We start from the raw sequence: 17407 nt of genomic DNA on the forward strand, positions 1-17407 counted from the left end.
TTTTAAAATTTTAAATAAACTCAACATCACCCACGACGAATTGAAAGAAGCCATCAAGGAAAATCAAACGGACAAAAACGGAAAACTAGTTGTTTTGTATGCTTCTAATAAAGAAACACAACACAGTTATATTGAAATTGCAAAAGAAAAAGGATACCAAGTTTTATTATTGGATTCGCCAATTGTATCGCATTTAATTCAAAAATTAGAAAGTGATAATGAGAATGTTACTTTTACTCGTGTTGACTCAGACCATATTGATAAATTAATTCAAAAAGAAGAAACTCAAATTTCTAAACTTTCGGAAGAGGATTCAACTAAACTTAAAACAGTTTTGGAAGAAATTGTACCTAAAGCCAACTATTCGGTTCAATTAGAACCTTTGGATAGCAATGCAGCACCATTTATCATCACACAACCAGAGTTCATGCGACGAATGAAAGAAATGAGTCAGTCTGGCGGTGGCGGAATGTTTGGAATGGGGAATTTCCCGGAAATGTACAATGTTACCGTAAACACCAATTCAGAACTAGCAAACACCATTCTTAATACGGAAGACAAAACGGCACAGGAAAGCTTGGTAAAACAAGCCTTGGATTTAGCTAAAATATCGCAAGGATTATTGAAAGGCGAAGAACTTACTGCTTTTGTAAAAAGGAGTTTTGAAGTTATTATGTAATTAGGCATTAGCCAAACGGCAATAGTTAAAGCCTGCAAGTACCAACTTGCAGGCTTTTTTGTTTACTTTTTTAAATTATTTATTAAACAAAAGAATTATTTTATTATATTTATAAATTATTAACATTTTAATTAAAAAAACATGTTTGACAAGTTTAAAAAATCAGAATTATTTATTTTATTAATAGTAATTCTGTTAATATTTATTTCTGAATATTACTATGTGATTTTAAAAAATCACGAAAGAGCTATATTTATTGGTTTATGGCCGCCAACAATTATCGGACTCTTAATTTTCTTTAACTTAAAACTAAAAAAATAACATGGAAAATCTTGACGTTATCATCCTTACCATCTTTGTTATTTTATGTTTTATAGCATTCCTTATTTCTACTTTTTGGGCATTTGAAAGTGCTACAAAACTAGACAACTTAAAATATGAAAAAAGTGGAATTATATCAAGACTACTTGCATATATACAAAGTTTAGTTAATTGATAAAAAATGATTAATAATGACACTTCACATCGAAACTCCGGCCTTACTCTTCTCAGCAACATCATTGATATTGTTGGCCTATACTAATCGTTTTTTAACCATTGCCCAAATCATACGCAGTCTAAAAAAACATTACGATGAAGTACATACGAAAAGTATTTTGCTGCAAATCAAAAACCTAAATCTGAGACTTTCGCTTATTCGCTATATGCAACTTTTTGGTGTGCTATGTTTGTTTCTTTCTGTGTTTGCAATGCTATCACTTTTTTTAGAGCAACAAACTATGGGTATTTATTTATTTGGCGCAAGCTTGTTGACATTACTGATTTCACTCGGAATATCTTTTTGGGAAATTAGTATATCAGTTACTGCACTACGACTTCATCTTAGTGATTTAATTGATGAGAAAACACAATAAACTGTAACGAAAATTGGAAACAGTCACATTACAACATATAAATTCCTTTAGTTGTAAAAATATTGGGTTGTTTCAGTCTCGCTTGGACTGCCATCTTCTATTGTCGTCTCAAGCGTAGGAAAGTTAAGTCCATTGTAGGTATAACTTGAACTGAAAACATAAGTCAATGAAGGCGAAGAATAACTTTGGGTCAAAACGTTACGAGTACCTCGAATGCTTTCACTATTTACAAATTTTAACTTGTCAAATCCAATTATATTTTTGAACGGATTATTCTTTACATCGTACACATAAGTAGTGGTAGAAGTCTCACCAAAACTTTCAATTGTATTTTCGTAGGTACTAACATCTCCATTAGCAAAAGTAATGACTCCGGTGCGCACTAAATTGGTTTGACTTGTTAAGTCGCCTTGAAAGCCAGTGACCGAAACTGTTGCGTCGGTGTTATAAACATAGGTCTCTCTAATTCCGTTATTGAAATCAAAATCTAAAGAAAGGCTCGATGTCAGCAATCCGGCGCTATTATAGGTGTATGTTTCTGTTTGCAATAGTGTGTTAGCAGCATCGAAATACTCGATTAAGGTAACTAAATCGCCTGTATATGTAAATTTCTCATAACCCTCTAAATCAGTAGCTCGCACCAATTTTTTTCCGTTATAAGTGAAGTTTGTGGTATACGTTGAACCATCATTTGCATATGTTTCTATTGTTCTCATAACCAAAACCTCATTTTCATCTGTAGTAGATGCACTTTCACTTGTAGAGCAAGAAGTTAGAACTAAAGCACAGAATCCAAGAAGGCAAAATAACTTTTTCATTTTATTTATTTTTTAGAGTGCAAGTTTAAAGAATAAACTTTAAAAATAATATATTTCCTTATTATTTTTATTGAAAGACTATTTGCTTAAATACATTTTTCTTCTCGAATACAATTCGTAAAATTGATCATCCTTTAAATCATCAATAAACAAAATGCTTTCACCTGTTGATTTCATCTCCGGACCAAGTGCTTTGTTCACATCTTTAAATTTGCTAAACGAAAAAACAGGTTGCTTTATTGCGAAACCTTTTAATTTTGGGTTAAATGTAAAATCGGTTACTTTGTTTTTACCCAGCATCACTTTCGTGGCATAATTTACATAAGGTTCGCCATAGGCTTTTGCAATAAAAGGCACCGTTCTCGAAGCTCTAGGATTGGCTTCAATAATATAAACTGTATCGTCTTTTATAGCAAACTGAATATTGATTAACCCAACAGTTCTTAATGCTAGCGCTATTTTCTTAGTATGATCTTTAATTTGCTGCATCACAAATTCACCCAAATTAAACGGTGGCAAAGTCGCATTACTATCGCCCGAATGGATTCCGCAAGGCTCGATATGTTCCATGATTCCGATGATGTAGATATTTTCACCATCACAAATCGCATCGGCTTCCGCTTCTATCGCTCCATCTAAATAATGGTCTAACAGCAATTTATTTCCGGGAATATTTTTCAGTAAATCAATAACATGTTCTTCCAATTCCTGCTTGTTGATGACAATCTTCATGCCTTGTCCACCCAAAACGTAGGACGGACGAACTAATAACGGAAAGTCTAGAACATCTGCCAATGCTGAAGCTTGGTCAGCATTCTCCGCAATTCCAAATTGTGGAAACGGAATTTTTAATTCAGTCAGTAATTCCGAGAATCTTCCTCTGTCTTCTGCTAAATCTAGCGCGTCGAATGAAGTTCCAAGTATCTTAATATCGTATTTTGATAATTTCTCAGCTAATTTCAAAGCGGTTTGTCCACCAAGCTGAACGATTACACCTTCGGGTTTTTCATGTCGAATGATATCATAAATGTGTTCCCAAAAAACAGGCTCAAAGTATAATTTATCTGCCGTGTCAAAATCAGTGGAAACCGTCTCCGGGTTGCAGTTAATCATAATAGTTTCGTAACCACATTCCTTGGCTGCCAAAACGCCGTGAACGCAAGAGTAATCAAACTCAATTCCCTGCCCTATTCTGTTTGGTCCTGAACCTAAAACAACCACCTTCTTTTTATCGGTAACGATGCTTTCATTGTGAACATAACGTTCTCCTGTTGCGGTTTCAATTTCAGCTTCGAATGTCGAATAATAATAGGGTGTTAACGCTTTAAATTCCGCCGCACAAGTGTCTACCAGTTTGTAAACACGCTTGACATTCATATCGTCACGCAATTTATAAACTTGGCTTTCCAAACATTTTAGCATGTGGGCAATTTGACGGTCGCCATAGCCTTTTTGTTTCGCTTCGAGTAATAATTCCTTTGGAAGACTGGTAACGTTATATTTTGAAATTTCTTTTTCTATCGTATATAATTCTTCATATTGTTTCAAAAACCACATATCAATCTTAGTGATTTCGTGGATTCTGCTTAACGGAATTCCCATTGCAATCGCATCATAAATCACGAATACTCTGTCCCAACTGGCAAATGTTAGTTTCTCGATGATTTGCTCGTAGTTCTTGTATCCTTTTCCGTCAGCTCCTAATCCGTTGCGTTTTATTTCTAGTGATTGTGTCGCTTTGTGTAAGGCTTCCTGAAACGAACGCCCGATTCCCATTACTTCCCCTACTGATTTCATCTGCAATCCTAACGTTCTGTCTGCTCCTTCAAATTTGTCAAAGTTCCAACGCGGGATTTTTACAATCACATAGTCCAAAGTTGGTTCAAATAAGGCTGATGTTGATTTGGTGATTTGATTTGGCAATTCATCTAAGTGATATCCTAAAGCCAGTTTAGAAGCGACTTTTGCAATTGGATAACCCGTTGCTTTAGACGCCAATGCAGAGGAACGGGAAACTCTTGGGTTGATTTCAATCGCAACGATATCTTCCTTTTCATCTGGTGAAACAGCAAACTGTACGTTACAGCCTCCAGCAAAATTCCCGATAGAACGCATCATCAGAATAGCGTAATCCCGCATTCTTTGAAAAGTAGTATCGGATAAAGTCATTGCTGGTGCAACCGTAATCGAATCTCCGGTATGGATTCCCATTGGATCCATATTTTCGATGGAGCAAATGATGACAACATTGTCGTTTTTATCTCGAAGTAATTCTAATTCATATTCTTTCCAACCAAGCAAAGCCTTATCAATAAGTACTTCATGTATTGGTGACATTTCTAATCCGTAGGTTAGTTTTTCGTCAAATTCTTCTTTGCTGTGTACAAAAGCTGCTCCGGTTCCACCAAGCGTAAACGAAGGTCGAATTACCAATGGAAAACCAAATTCCTGTGCAATCTCTTTTCCTTGCAAGAAAGAAGTTGCGATTTTGGCTGGTGCTGTAGGTACATTTATTCTTGCTAATAATTGTTTAAATTGTTCTCTGTCTTCAGTAACGTTAATTGCATTTACATCAACCCCAATTAATCGCACACCAAAGTCTTCCCAGATTCCTTTTTCATCTGCTTCAAGACAAAGGTTCAAAGCTGTTTGTCCGCCCATTGTTGGAAGAACTGCATCAATCTGTGGATGTTCTTTTAAAATCTGAATTATGGATTTGGTTGTAAGTGGCAATAAGTAAACGTGATCCGCCATACTGGGATCGGTCATAATCGTAGCCGGATTGGAATTGATTAGGATTACTTCAATTCCTTCTTCGCGGATGGAACGCGCGGATTGTGAACCGGCATAATCAAATTCGCATGCCTGACCAATTACGATTGGACCTGAACCTATGATTAAAACCGATTTAATGGAGTTGTCTTTGGGCATTTTAGTTTGTAGTTTATTGTTTTTAGTTTGTAGTTGTTGTTATTATTTATGCTGGTCTCTAGCCCCGATTGTAACGGAAATCCTTTTTATTTTTGATGCTGTCCCGAAACTTCGGAATGTCGAAGCATAAAAATAAAAAGATTGCAGTGGAAAGCGGGAAATAGCTCCTAAAAATTATCATTATTTATAAACATGTTTGCTTCGTTCCTCGCAATGACCTAAAAAAAAGCCGTTACTAATAAAAGTAACGGCTTGATATTGATTAATTACTAATCATTATTTTTTGTGTCTTGGTTCAGAAGATACAGTCAATTTATGTCTTCCTTTTGCTCTACGACGCGCAAGGACTTTTCTTCCATTTGCAGAAGCCATTCTGTCCATAAATCCGTGTTTATTTCTTCTCTTTCTTTTCGATGGTTGAAACGTTCTTTTGCTCATTACAGTGTATCTTTAAAATCTTGTATTAATTTCTATGGTAATACGGCTCTTTAAAACCGAGTGCAAATATACAAACCTTTTTTTTTCTGGCAAGTAGTTTTATAAAAATATTTTCATTTGATTTTATTACATTTGCAACCACAAAATATATAACATATGTTTCACAGATTTATCAAATTAATTATAGCGGCTTTATTAGTGGCAACAGCCGTTTGGCAATTCACTGAAGGAAATATCGGAAACGGGATTTTTCTAATCCTATTGACGACCATTCCTATTTTTCTTTATTACAAAAACGAATTTATTCTTTTGGCCTTTTTAAAATTGAGAAAACAAGACTTTGCAGGTGCGAAAGTATGGCTAGATAAAATCAAAACCCCTGAAACAGCTTTGGTTAGAAAGCAACAAGGCTATTACAATTATCTTCACGGATTGATGATGTCGCAAACGAATTTGCATCAATCGGAGAAATTCTTTAAAAAAGCAATTGAATTGGGTTTGAGTATGGATATGGATTTGGCTGTTGCCAAGTTAAACTTAGCCGGAATTGCGATGTCGAGAAGACGCAAAATGGAAGCCACAGCATTGTTAAACGAAGCAAAAAAGCTTGACAAACAAAACATGTTGAATGATCAGATTAAGATGATGAAAGAGCAGATGAAGAAGATTTAGTATTCAGTCTGCAGTAGCAGTTGGCAGTAATATGCTAAATAAAAAACGACCTGTCTCGTTCCAAAAAACGAGACAGGTCGTTTTTTTATGACTTAACCAATCAGTTGCGCGTATAGATCTTCTTTTTCGTTTAAATAGCGGTATTCAAATCCATGCTCTTTCATTCTTAATTTTATAGCATCGATATCTTCTTTATTTTTGAGTTCTAAACCAACTAAAGCGGGTGCTATTTCTCTATTATTTTTTTTAGTAAATTGGAAAAAAGTAATGTCGTCTTCTTTGTTCAATATTTTATTTACAAATTCTTTCAATGCTCCAGGACGCTGTGGAAATTGAATCATAAAATAATGTTTTAATCCTTCGTATAAAAGGGAACGCTCTTTTATTTCTTCTGTTCTTTCGATGTCATTATTGCTTCCGCTAACGATACAAACTACATTTTTACCTTTTATTTGTTCTTTATAAAAATCTAATGCCGCGATTGAAAGTGCTCCCGCGGGTTCAACAACCATAGCTTCTTCGTTATATAATCGCAAAATAGTTGTACACACTTTTCCCTCAGGAACCAAAATAATATCATCTAGGTGTTCTTTGCAAATTTCAAAGTTTAAATGCCCAACCTGTTTTACAGCAGCGCCATCAACAAATTTATCGATAGTTTCTAAATACGTATTTTCGCCGTTTGCAATAGAAGTTTTCATGGCTGGTGCACCTGATGGTTCGACGCCAATAATTTTAGTTTTGGGACTTAACTCAGCAAAAACGGTTGAAAGTCCAGCAGCTAAACCGCCTCCGCCAATGGGAACGAAAACATAATCAATAGGATTTTTTGATGCTTCTAAAATTTCCAGACCAACGGTTCCTTGACCGGCTATAACTTTGATATCATCAAATGGATGAATAAAAACTTTATGGTTTTCGTTAGCATTTTTTATCCCTTTAGCATAAGCATCATCAAAAGTATTTCCCGTTAAGACGATTTCTACATACGATTTGCCAAATAATTGCACTTGTTTTATTTTTTGTTTCGGAGTAGTTTTTGGCATATAAATGATGCCGTTTATTTGAAGAAGATGACAAGAATAAGCAACGCCTTGCGCATGATTCCCGGCACTGGCACATACAATACCCGCGTTTTTTTCTGCATCTGAAAGTGAACTCATTTTGTTATAAGCACCGCGTATTTTATAGGAACGAACCACTTGCAAATCTTCTCTTTTGAAAAGAATTTTTGCCTCAAATTCCTCTGATAAATTTAGGTTTTCAGTCAATGGCGTAACTTGAACTACTCCATTCAACTGATTTTTTGCTTGTGCTATTTCTTGAAATAAATTCATGTTATCTCCTATTTGGATTTCTTATTCTACAATTTTTTTCATTGCGGTCATAGCGTTACGAAGTTCGGCTCCACAAATTTCAATGGAATGATTTCTAATCGCTGCATTAATTTTCACCAATTCGAAATTATCAGTTACAGCATTATTAGTGTTATAGCTTTTTCCAATTAAATTGGTGTCGACTTTTTTCATAAAATCAGCTAAAAGCGGTTTGCAGGCGTGATCAAATAAATAGCAACCATATTCAGCAGTATCCGATATCACTCGGTTCATTTCAAATAATTTTTTTCTGGCAATTGTATTCGCAATAAGCGGTGCTTCGTGCAATGATTCATAATAGGCCGATTCATTTTTAATTCCGGCAGAAGTCATGGTTTCATAAGCCAATTCAACTCCCGATTTTACAAAAGCGACCATCAAAGTGGCATTATCAAAATATTCCTGTTCCGAAATTTCCATTGTTCCGGCAGCTGTTTTCTCGAAATGAGTTTCGCCTGTTGCTTCTCTCCAAGTTAATAGATTTTTATCGCCATTTGCCCAATCTTCCATCATAGTTTTTGAAAATTCACCAGACAAAATATCGTCCATATGTTTTTTAAACAAAGGAGTCATAATGGTTTTCAATTCGTCTGCCAATTTAAAAGCTTCGACTTTTGCCGGATTTGAAAGTCGGTCCATCATGTTGGTAATTCCACCTATTTTCAATGCTTCAGTAATTACTTCCCAACCGTATTGAACCAGTTTAGAAGCATAGGAAGCATCAATTCCTTTTTCTATCATTTTGTTAAAACTCAAAATCGAACCCGTTTGCAGCAAGCCACAAAGAATGGTTTGTTCTCCCATCAAATCCGATTTTACTTCAGCCACAAACGACGATAATAAAACACCTGCTTTGTGTCCGCCAGTTCCAACGCAATAGGCTTTTGCGATTTCCAAACCATCACCATTTGGATCGTTATCTGAATGCACCGCAATTAACGTTGGTACACCAAAACCGCGTAAATATTCGGCACGAACTTCTGATGCAGGCGATTTTGGAGCAATCATAATAACGGTTAAGTCTTTACGGATTTGCGTTCCTTCTTCCACAATATTAAATCCATGTGAATAGGATAAACAGGCACCATGCTTCATCAAAGGCACAATTTTATTGATTACCGGAGTGTGTTGTTTATCTGGCGCTAAATTGGAAACCAAATCGGCAGTTGGAATAATTTCTTCAAAAGTTCCCACTTCAAATCCGTTTTCGGTAGCATTGACAAACGAAGCTCTTTTGTTGTCAATAGCTTCTTGACGCAAGGCATAAGCAACGTGAAGTCCACTATCGCGAAGATTTTGGCCTTGAGCCAAACCTTGAGCACCACAACCAATTATGACTATTTTTTTACCATTTAATTTTGAAACTCCATCTGCAAATTCGCTGCTTTGCATAAAATCACATTTTCCTAATTCCTGAACTTTTAAACGATGAGGAAGTGAATTGAAATAATTTGACATTGTATTTTTTTTTAAATTTTTGCTTATATTGATATCGTATTTTGCAATTGATATTGCCATTGAAAATTTACATTTCGAAAATCATACTCTTATGATTTAAGAATTCGTTGTTTATTGGTTTCTTGGTTGGATCATTTTTCTCCATATCCAAAACTTTTTTGTGAACACCTTCACTTGATTTTATAATGGCAATTCGAGAGCTTTTTACAAATTCTATCAAACTGTATTTTGACAATTCGGTTAATAAATTATCCACTTCATCGTCTTGACCTGTAGTTTCAAAAACGGTATAATCATCCCGAATAACTACAGCTCTTGCTCCAAATTCTCTAAGCAAACGCTCTACTTTCACGTCTTTCATTATAACTGAGGTTGGAACTTTATAAAGTGCTATTTGTTGCCAAATAATTTCATCATTGGTATTGTAAAAAACTTTGAAAACTTCAACATTTTTTTCCAATTGACGAACAATGTTTTTAACTATGGCCTCTGTTTCTCTGATTACAATTGTAAATCGGTAGATGTTTTCAATTTCGCTTGGAGAAGAATTAAAACTGTCCAAACTTATTTTCCTTCTTGAAAAAATAATGGCTATTTTATTGAGCAACCCAACCTGATTCTCGGTGTAAACGGTTAATGTGAATTCCTGTTTCATAATACAATTTTTAAATTTCTTCTTTGCTCAAAACGATTTCGGCAACACCTTTTCCTTGCGGAACCATTGGAAAAACATTGTCTTCATGAAGTACGGCAACTTCTAAAAGAAACGAACTCGGGTTATCTAACATTTCTTTCAAGCCTTCTCGAAGTTCTTCCCGTTTCGAAATTTGTTTTCCATCAATATTGTAGGCTTTCGCCACTTGTACAAAATTCGGACTTTGAATATCGGTAAACGAATAGCGTTTTTCATGAAATAGTTCTTGCCATTGGCGTACCATTCCAAGATAGCTATTATTCAGAATTAAGATTTTTACGTTTGGTTGAAACTGCATTATTGTTCCCAATTCCTGTAGGTTCATTTGTGCTCCTCCATCACCCATAATGGCTATTACTTGACGTTCCGGTGCTCCAAGTTTTGCTCCAATTGCAGCTGGTAGTGCATATCCCATCGTTCCTAAACCACCGCTTGTAATATTACTTCGGGTTTTATTTTGTTTTGTATAACGACATGCCACCATTTGATGCTGACCAACATCAGTTACGATTACGGCATCACCATTGGTTAGTTCATTAAGCACATTTATCACTTCACCCATTGTTAAACCACCTTCGGTTGGATTTAGTTCTTTTTCTATTAAGGTTGTGGTTTCTTTTTCTCTTTTGATTTCAAATTCTTGAAACCATTCTGGGCGAGGTTTATTTTCAATTAAAGTAGTAAGCAAAGGCAAAGTTTCTTTGCAATCGCCCCAAATAGAAACTGTAGTTTGGACATTTTTATCAATTTCTGCTGGATCAATATCTAAGTGAATGATTTTTGCTTGTTTGGCATATTTATCTAATCTCCCAGTAACACGATCATCAAATCGCATTCCGATTGCAATTAAAACATCACATTCATTGGTTAAAAAATTAGGCCCATAATTGCCGTGCATGCCCAACATTCCAACCCCTAACGGATGATCCGTTGGAATTGCACTCATTCCCATAATTGTCCAAGCTGCAGGTAAATTTCCCTTTTCAATAAAACTTTGAAACTCTTTTTCAGCATTTCCTAAAATGATTCCTTGACCAAATACTACAAATGGTTTTTTAGCCTCATTGATTAATTTTGCCGCTTTTTCAATATATTCAGGTCTCACAATAGGATTTGGTCTATAACTTCTAACATGAATACATGATCTGTAGCCAATATAATCGAATAATTGCAATTGTGCATTCTTCGTGATGTCTATTAAAACTGGACCCGGACGACCACTTTTCGCAATGTAGAATGCTTTAGCAAGTACTTCAGGAATTTCATTAGCATCCGTAATTTGATAATTCCATTTTGTAATTGGAGTAGTAATGTTAATTATATCTGTTTCCTGAAAGGCATCAGTTCCCAATAAATGAGCAAAAACTTGACCTGTAATACAAACCAACGGAGTGGAATCTATCAAAGCATCTGCCAAACCTGTAACCAAGTTTGTTGCTCCTGGACCGCTTGTCGCAAATACAACACCCGTTTTTCCGCTAACTCTTGCATAACCTTGTGCTGCATGAATGGCACCTTGCTCGTGACGAACCAAAATGTGATTTAGCTTTTCTTTAAAGTCAAAAAGAGCATCATAAATTGGCATGATTGCTCCTCCAGGATAACCAAAAATAGTAGTTACACTTTCAGATAATAAAGCATCAATTACTGCCAAACTTCCTGTGGTAGAAATAGGTTGTCTTCCTGCTTTTTCGATTTTATCTAATTCTAATGTTTTCATAGTTTTATTTTTTTATACCTACAAGGTTTTAGAAACCTTACAGGAAATCTATATATTTACTCTTCATCGGTTACACAACCTTCTGAAGCATCTTTAACCAATTTTACGTATTTATAAAGTACTCCGTTTGTGACTTTTAGTGCAGGAATTATTAATTTTTTTCGTCTTTCTGCCAATTCTGAATCAGTTACTTTAAGATGTATTGTGTTATTAACGGCATCAATTTCTATAGTATCTTCATCATTTACTAATGCTATTGTACCTCCGTCAAAAGCTTCTGGTGCAATATGTCCAACAACAAAACCATGTGTTCCTCCACTAAATCTTCCATCGGTAATTAAGGCAACACTTTTTCCCAATCCAGCACCAATTAAGGCAGAGGTTGGTTTTAGCATTTCTGGCATTCCGGGACCACCTTTTGGGCCAACATATCGGATGACAACAACATCACCAACTTTAATTTTTTTATCCTCAATTCCTTGGATTAATTCTTTTTCGCCATCAAATACTCTAGCTGGACCAGTAAATTTTTCACCTTCTTTTCCAGTAATTTTTGCAACAGAGCCTTTGATTGCTAGATTTCCGTAAAGTATTTGAATATGCCCTGTTTCCTTAATTGGTTTTTCAATTGGGCGAATAATGTTTTGGTCTTCAAAATCAATATCCTTTATATTTTTTAAATTTTCTGCTAATGTTTTTCCGGTTACGGTGATACAATTTCCATGAAGCATTCCTTTACTTAAAAGGTATTTTAATACCATTGGTACACCGCCTTTTTCGTGGAGATTTTGCATTAAATAATTTCCGCCTGGTTTAAAATCGGCTATCAAAGGGGTTTTATCACTAATTCTTTGAAAATCATCGATCGTAATTTTAATGCCAACGCTTTTTGCCATTGCAATCATATGCAATACTGCATTGGTGCTACCACCAAGTGCAATTAAGGTTGTAAGTGCATTTTCAAAAGCCTCAAAAGTCATGATGTCTTTTGGGCAAATATTTTTTTCTAACAATAGTTTTATATAATAAGCAGTTTGCTTACATTCTTCAATTTTTTCATGACTTACTGCAGGATTAGAGCTCGAATAAGGCAAGCTCATTCCGAGAGCTTCAATTGCGATTGCCATTGTATTTGCAGTATACATTCCACCACAAGCACCAGCTCCTGGACAGGAATTTTTAATAATTCCCCTAAATTCTTCTTCGGATATTTTTCCGGCTATTTTTTCACCTAAAGCTTCGAAGGCTGAAACGATGTTCAAATCTTTTCCTTGGTATTTTCCCGGAGCAATGGTTCCGCCATATACCATAATTGATGGCCTATTCAATCTTCCCATTGCAATAATTGCTCCTGGCATATTTTTATCACAACCCGGAACGGCAATAACACCGTCATAATAATGTCCTGCAACCACACTTTCAATACTATCTGCAATTATTTCACGACTTACTAAGGAATAACGCATTCCATCTGTTCCGTTAGTGATACCGTCGCTAATTCCGATAGTATTAAAAATCAATCCGACCATTTCATTTTCATTTACTTCAACTTTGATGTAAGAAGCCAAATGATTGAGGTGCATATTACACGTATTTCCATCATAACCCATTGATGCAATCCCAATGAATGGCTGAGCCAATTGAGTATCATTCAAACCAATCCCATATAACATCGCTTGAGCTGCAGGTTGAGTTGGATCTTGAGTTACGGTTTTACTGTATTTATTTAATTCCATTAGTAATTTGTTTCTTTTAATTCTTCTTGCTTTGAGCTCAGTAAATTTATAATTGAAAAGTATTTTTATAATATCATTATTTAATTTTTTTACAGTATCCGATTAATTTTTTATTAGGTTAATTGATTGATATTCATAATTTTAAATTTATTTTTTTACGATGTCAATTACTTAAATATTAACTTCATTTTCCTTCTAAATTTAGAATAAATGTCATTTACAAAAGGTTTTTATCAAAATTGTATTAAATAAAAAGACCTCCTAAATAATTTTGGAGGTCTTTATGTTTGCAACTAACAAAATCTCCTATCCAAATTGTGGAATGATAATGATAGAGACAATGTTAATAATGTTTGTATTTGAATACATTTTTTTTATTTTTTGAATTTATAAACTCATTTTATCAAATATGTAATAATTTAATTAAAAATTTATAATCTTAAATAATATTATATCTGCAAATTAATAACCTGAAAGTGGTATTTCTATTTCGTATTTTTTCTTGAATGGATTAAGCAGTTTTTTATCGCGTAGCCAGGGATTGTGGATTTTTAAAATTTTATAATTGATGCCTTGTATTTTGGCGAAATTTGCTAAATCGCTTATAGTGCTGTCTACTTCTATTTTTTTAGAAGGAATTCGAGAGTACAAATCACTTTCATAAATACTAAACCCATAAACAGCAGGGTTTTTCATTATTTCCTTAAGTGCTAAAATTCTAAAAACATAACGTGAAGTTTCCTCGGTCAAACCTAAATCGTAGTAATTCGAAACTTTTTGTTCGTCAATTTTTTTACCAACTCCAGTCATTCCTCCATTATAAGATGCTGCAGCCAATGTCCAGGAACCGAATTTTTCTTTGGCGGTCAATAAATATTTACAAGCTGCTTCGGTAGATTTTTCTAAATGGTAGCGCTCATCCACAAGTTCGTTAACTTCCATTCCTTTTTCTTTGGCAGTATCTGGCATAAATTGCCAAACTCCTTTCGCTCCCGAAGGAGAAGTAGCGTTTACGAGACCACTTTCGATTACGGCTAGATATTTAAAATCATCAGGCACACCATACTTTTGCAAGATTGGTTCAATAATAGGGAAAGCTCGGTTAGCTCTTCGTATTATTAATACTGTAGTTGCGTCTAAATTAGCATTGATAAGTAATTCTCTGTCTAATCGTTCTCTAACGTCACTTATTTGCAGTGGTGCAGGCTCTCCTGCAAAGTCAACAGCAGTTGGAAAATACATTGGAGTGCCTTCGCGTAATAATTTTTCTTTGTTGTCTCCTGCTATTCCAAAAATCAGTATTCCGGAAATCAAAATTACTACGAATGTCGATAATAGGGCTTTATTCGTTTTCATAACTGTAGGATTTAATTTTCTCAATCATTTATATTGGTAAAACTACAAAAATCAGTACAACATCACCCATTTTCTAACATAATTTTAGGTAAATTTTCGTTAAACCATTTGTATTTTGTTATAATCATAATATGAGTTCCACCCTTTACTTGGATGCAATTTTTAATTTGTATTATCGGAAAAACTTCATCAGCATCGCCATGAATATGGATAATTTCATTGTCAATTTCTGTTCGATCCCAATTGATTATTTGCTCAATTGCCCAATCTAAATATACTTTATCCCGAACGGAAAGAAACTTTTCATAGAGTTTAAATTTTTGCTTTAAAATGGATGAACCAAAGGTGAATTTGGCTAAAAGCTCAATGTTTTCAAATAGTTTTGTTGGAATAAGTTTGTATGCTTTAGTAGTTTTAGCAATTTTCATTCGCCTTGGTAATTCTGCATTTGATTTTACACTTGAAATAATAATTACCTTTTTGGGATTAATAAATGGCTTCATTTCCTGAACCAAAATACCGCCAAAGGAAACACCAACTAAAATAACATTTTCATGTTTTATGTTTTTTGCCATTCGCTTCGCGTACTCTTTCAGCGATTCATTTTTATTGGGTAAAACCCATTCTAATAAATGCACTTCAAAAATATCAGTTGGTAAATGAATTCGCTCAAAAATACTTGAACTGGCAGCCATTCCAGGCATAAAATAAACATGAATTTTAGTCATTTTTTAACTCGAAACCGGTTAATTATTAGTAACTTTGCATAAAAATAATCCTTTTTATTTACTTGATTTATGGAAGCGACAGTAATTTTAGAAAAAATTGAAATTAAGGACAACACCTTTGCACGTCAATTTGAGACTTTGGTAGATGGAAAATTAATTTCTGTAGAATATTCATTTCAAGAGAAGAAGATATTCCTAACACGAATAAATGTTTTTGAAGGTTTCAACAATGAAGAATTTATCAATGATTTGCTGAAGAACATTATGGAAATTGCTTATGAGCGCAAGTTAAAAGTGGTTCCTATTTTACCAAAAATTGCACTTTTCTTCAGAAAGAATATTTGTTACAGAGATTTACTTCCTCCTGGAATTAAAATATAAATTTTAAAAAATACAATACGGAAAATACAAATTCCAAATAAATATCAAAAAGTAATTTTAAATCCCAAACTTCAACTATACTGGAATTTGGGATTTTTCATTTTGGAATTTTAACCTTACGCTTCCGTCTTCGTCTATTCTAGACAAACTGATTTCGTGAAGTGTGTTTACCAAATCCGGATTCCATGGTATTTTTACTTTCACGTAATTTTCAGTAAACCCATGAATATATCCTTCTTTGTTTTCGCCTTCAAAAAGTACCGTTCGATTCGTTCCAATCTGACTTTCATAAAAAGCACGACGTTTCTTAACCGATAATCCACGAAGCATTTTACTTCTTTTATTTCTCACATTCATCGGAACAACACCATCCATTTCAGCAGCTTCTGTGTTGTCTCTTTCCGAATAAGTGAAAACGTGCAAATACGAAATATCCATTTCGTTTAGGAAATTATACGTTTCCAAAAAGTTTTCATCAGTTTCACCAGGAAAACCAACAATAACATCTACTCCAATGCAGGCATGAGGCATTACTTCACGGATTTTATTTACTCGCTCTGTATAAACTTCACGTAAATAACGTCGCTTCATTTTCTTCAAAATCTCGTTACTTCCAGATTGTAATGGAATATGAAAATGCGGCACAAATGTTCGGCTTTGCGAAACAAATTCAATGGTTTCGTTTTTCAAAAGATTTGGCTCGATAGAAGAGATTCGGAGTCTTTCAATACCTTCGACTTCATCCAAAGCCTGAACTAAATCCAGAAAAGTATGCTCGTGTTTTTTATTTCCGAATTCGCCTTTTCCGTAATCACCAATATTTACTCCGGTTAGCACAATTTCTTTAATTCCCTGTTTCGAAATATCAGAAGCGTTTTTCAACACATTTTCCAAAGCATCACTTCGAGAAATTCCTCTGGCTAACGGAATCGTACAGTAAGTACATTTATAATCACAGCCATCCTGAACTTTCAAAAATGCACGCGTTCTATCGCCAAGGGAATAACTTCCAACGTAGAAATCGGCTTCTTCAATTTCGCACGAATGCACTTCGCCCATATCATTTTTGGACAAATCATTAATATAATCGGTGATTTTGAATTTTTCAGTAGCGCCCAAAACCAAATCAACGCCGTCAACAGCAGCTAATTCTTCCGGTTTTAATTGTGCATAACAACCAACGGCAGCAACGAATGCTTTGTCGTTGAGCTTCATGGCTTTTCTTACTACTTGTTTGAATTGTTTATCGGCATTTTCAGTTACAGAACATGTATTGATAACATAAATATCGGCAACTTCTTCAAAATCGACGCGGTCAAAACCTTCGTCCTGAAAATTTCTCGCAATGGTAGACGTTTCGGAGAAATTTAATTTGCAGCCTAAAGTATAAAAGGCAACTTTCTTTTTTTGTTCCATAATTCAATTCAATTAATGAAATCGTTGTCAAAAATTGAGAACGCAAAAATACAAACTAAATTTCTATTAATAAAGCTGTTAAAAATAAAA

14 protein-coding genes and 1 pseudogene are annotated in these 17407 nt (G+C 34.5%); 4 read left to right on the top strand and 11 right to left on the bottom strand.

Features of this window, described 5'->3' with window-relative positions:
- Nucleotides 1–679: pseudogene (locus tag RMN97_RS08465) on the top strand (molecular chaperone HtpG); the annotation flags it as partial.
- Between the two features lie 512 nt (nucleotides 680–1191).
- On the top strand, nucleotides 1192–1593 hold the full coding sequence (locus RMN97_RS08470; protein ID WP_309614087.1) for a DUF2721 domain-containing protein: 402 nt from the start codon (nucleotides 1192–1194) through the stop codon (nucleotides 1591–1593).
- Between the two features lie 47 nt (nucleotides 1594–1640).
- On the opposite strand, the gene RMN97_RS08475 is transcribed toward RMN97_RS08470, so the two are convergent.
- The 3 genes from RMN97_RS08475 to rpmH all read right to left on the bottom strand — a co-directional run bounded on the left by RMN97_RS08475 (nucleotide 1641) and on the right by rpmH (nucleotide 5780).
- On the bottom strand, nucleotides 1641–2411 hold the full coding sequence (locus tag RMN97_RS08475) for a hypothetical protein (RefSeq protein ID WP_309614088.1): 771 nt from the start codon (nucleotides 2409–2411) through the stop codon (nucleotides 1641–1643).
- 78 nt (nucleotides 2412–2489) lie between these two features.
- Complete coding sequence (gene carB, locus RMN97_RS08480; protein ID WP_309614089.1) at nucleotides 2490–5342, bottom strand: carbamoyl-phosphate synthase large subunit; 2853 nt, start codon at nucleotides 5340–5342, stop codon at nucleotides 2490–2492.
- A gap of 276 nt (nucleotides 5343–5618) precedes the next feature.
- Nucleotides 5619–5780 (bottom strand): 50S ribosomal protein L34, encoded by a 162-nt coding sequence (gene rpmH / locus RMN97_RS08485; RefSeq protein ID WP_008464848.1) that lies wholly within the window; start codon nucleotides 5778–5780, stop codon nucleotides 5619–5621.
- Nucleotides 5781–5936: 156 nt separating this feature from the next.
- Between rpmH and RMN97_RS08490 the strand changes: the two genes are divergently transcribed.
- Complete coding sequence (locus RMN97_RS08490; protein WP_309614090.1) at nucleotides 5937–6452, top strand: DUF2892 domain-containing protein; 516 nt, start codon at nucleotides 5937–5939, stop codon at nucleotides 6450–6452.
- A 92-nt stretch (nucleotides 6453–6544) separates the two neighbouring features.
- Here the strand turns inward: RMN97_RS08490 and ilvA are convergent, their stop codons facing one another.
- The 7 genes from ilvA to RMN97_RS08525 all read right to left on the bottom strand — a co-directional run bounded on the left by ilvA (nucleotide 6545) and on the right by RMN97_RS08525 (nucleotide 15520).
- Nucleotides 6545–7789, bottom strand: a complete 1245-nt coding sequence (ilvA, locus tag RMN97_RS08495) for a threonine ammonia-lyase IlvA (protein ID WP_309614091.1) — start codon at nucleotides 7787–7789, stop codon at nucleotides 6545–6547.
- A 21-nt stretch (nucleotides 7790–7810) separates the two neighbouring features.
- Nucleotides 7811–9286 carry a ketol-acid reductoisomerase gene (gene ilvC, locus RMN97_RS08500; RefSeq protein WP_309614092.1) on the bottom strand — a complete coding sequence of 492 codons (1476 nt, stop codon included), beginning with the start codon at nucleotides 9284–9286 and terminating at the stop codon, nucleotides 7811–7813.
- A 67-nt stretch (nucleotides 9287–9353) separates the two neighbouring features.
- Complete coding sequence (ilvN, locus tag RMN97_RS08505) at nucleotides 9354–9941, bottom strand: acetolactate synthase small subunit (RefSeq protein WP_309614093.1); 588 nt, start codon at nucleotides 9939–9941, stop codon at nucleotides 9354–9356.
- 10 nt (nucleotides 9942–9951) lie between these two features.
- Entirely contained in the window at nucleotides 9952–11700 is a 1749-nt protein-coding gene (gene ilvB / locus RMN97_RS08510) for a biosynthetic-type acetolactate synthase large subunit (RefSeq protein ID WP_309614094.1), read from the bottom strand.
- 56 nt (nucleotides 11701–11756) lie between these two features.
- Nucleotides 11757–13436: a dihydroxy-acid dehydratase gene (ilvD, locus tag RMN97_RS08515; RefSeq protein ID WP_309614095.1), complete on the bottom strand. Its 1680-nt coding sequence runs from the start codon at nucleotides 13434–13436 to the stop codon at nucleotides 11757–11759.
- Nucleotides 13437–13898: 462 nt separating this feature from the next.
- A complete protein-coding gene (locus RMN97_RS08520; RefSeq protein WP_309614096.1) occupies nucleotides 13899–14792 on the bottom strand; it encodes a lytic transglycosylase domain-containing protein in 894 nt (297 codons plus the stop codon).
- Nucleotides 14793–14854: 62 nt separating this feature from the next.
- Nucleotides 14855–15520, bottom strand: a complete 666-nt coding sequence (locus RMN97_RS08525; RefSeq protein ID WP_309614097.1) for an alpha/beta hydrolase — start codon at nucleotides 15518–15520, stop codon at nucleotides 14855–14857.
- Nucleotides 15521–15589: 69 nt separating this feature from the next.
- Here RMN97_RS08525 and RMN97_RS08530 point away from each other — a divergent pair, with 69 nt between their 5' ends.
- Nucleotides 15590–15901 carry an N-acetyltransferase gene (locus RMN97_RS08530; protein WP_309614098.1) on the top strand — a complete coding sequence of 104 codons (312 nt, stop codon included), beginning with the start codon at nucleotides 15590–15592 and terminating at the stop codon, nucleotides 15899–15901.
- Nucleotides 15902–15976: 75 nt separating this feature from the next.
- Here RMN97_RS08530 and mtaB read toward each other — a convergent pair whose 3' ends face one another.
- A complete protein-coding gene (mtaB, locus tag RMN97_RS08535; RefSeq protein WP_309614099.1) occupies nucleotides 15977–17317 on the bottom strand; it encodes a tRNA (N(6)-L-threonylcarbamoyladenosine(37)-C(2))-methylthiotransferase MtaB in 1341 nt (446 codons plus the stop codon).
- Between the last annotated feature and the right edge of the window lie 90 nt (nucleotides 17318–17407).

Source organism: Flavobacterium sp., from assembly GCF_031381455.1.
Lineage (GTDB): Bacteria > Bacteroidota > Bacteroidia > Flavobacteriales > Flavobacteriaceae > Flavobacterium.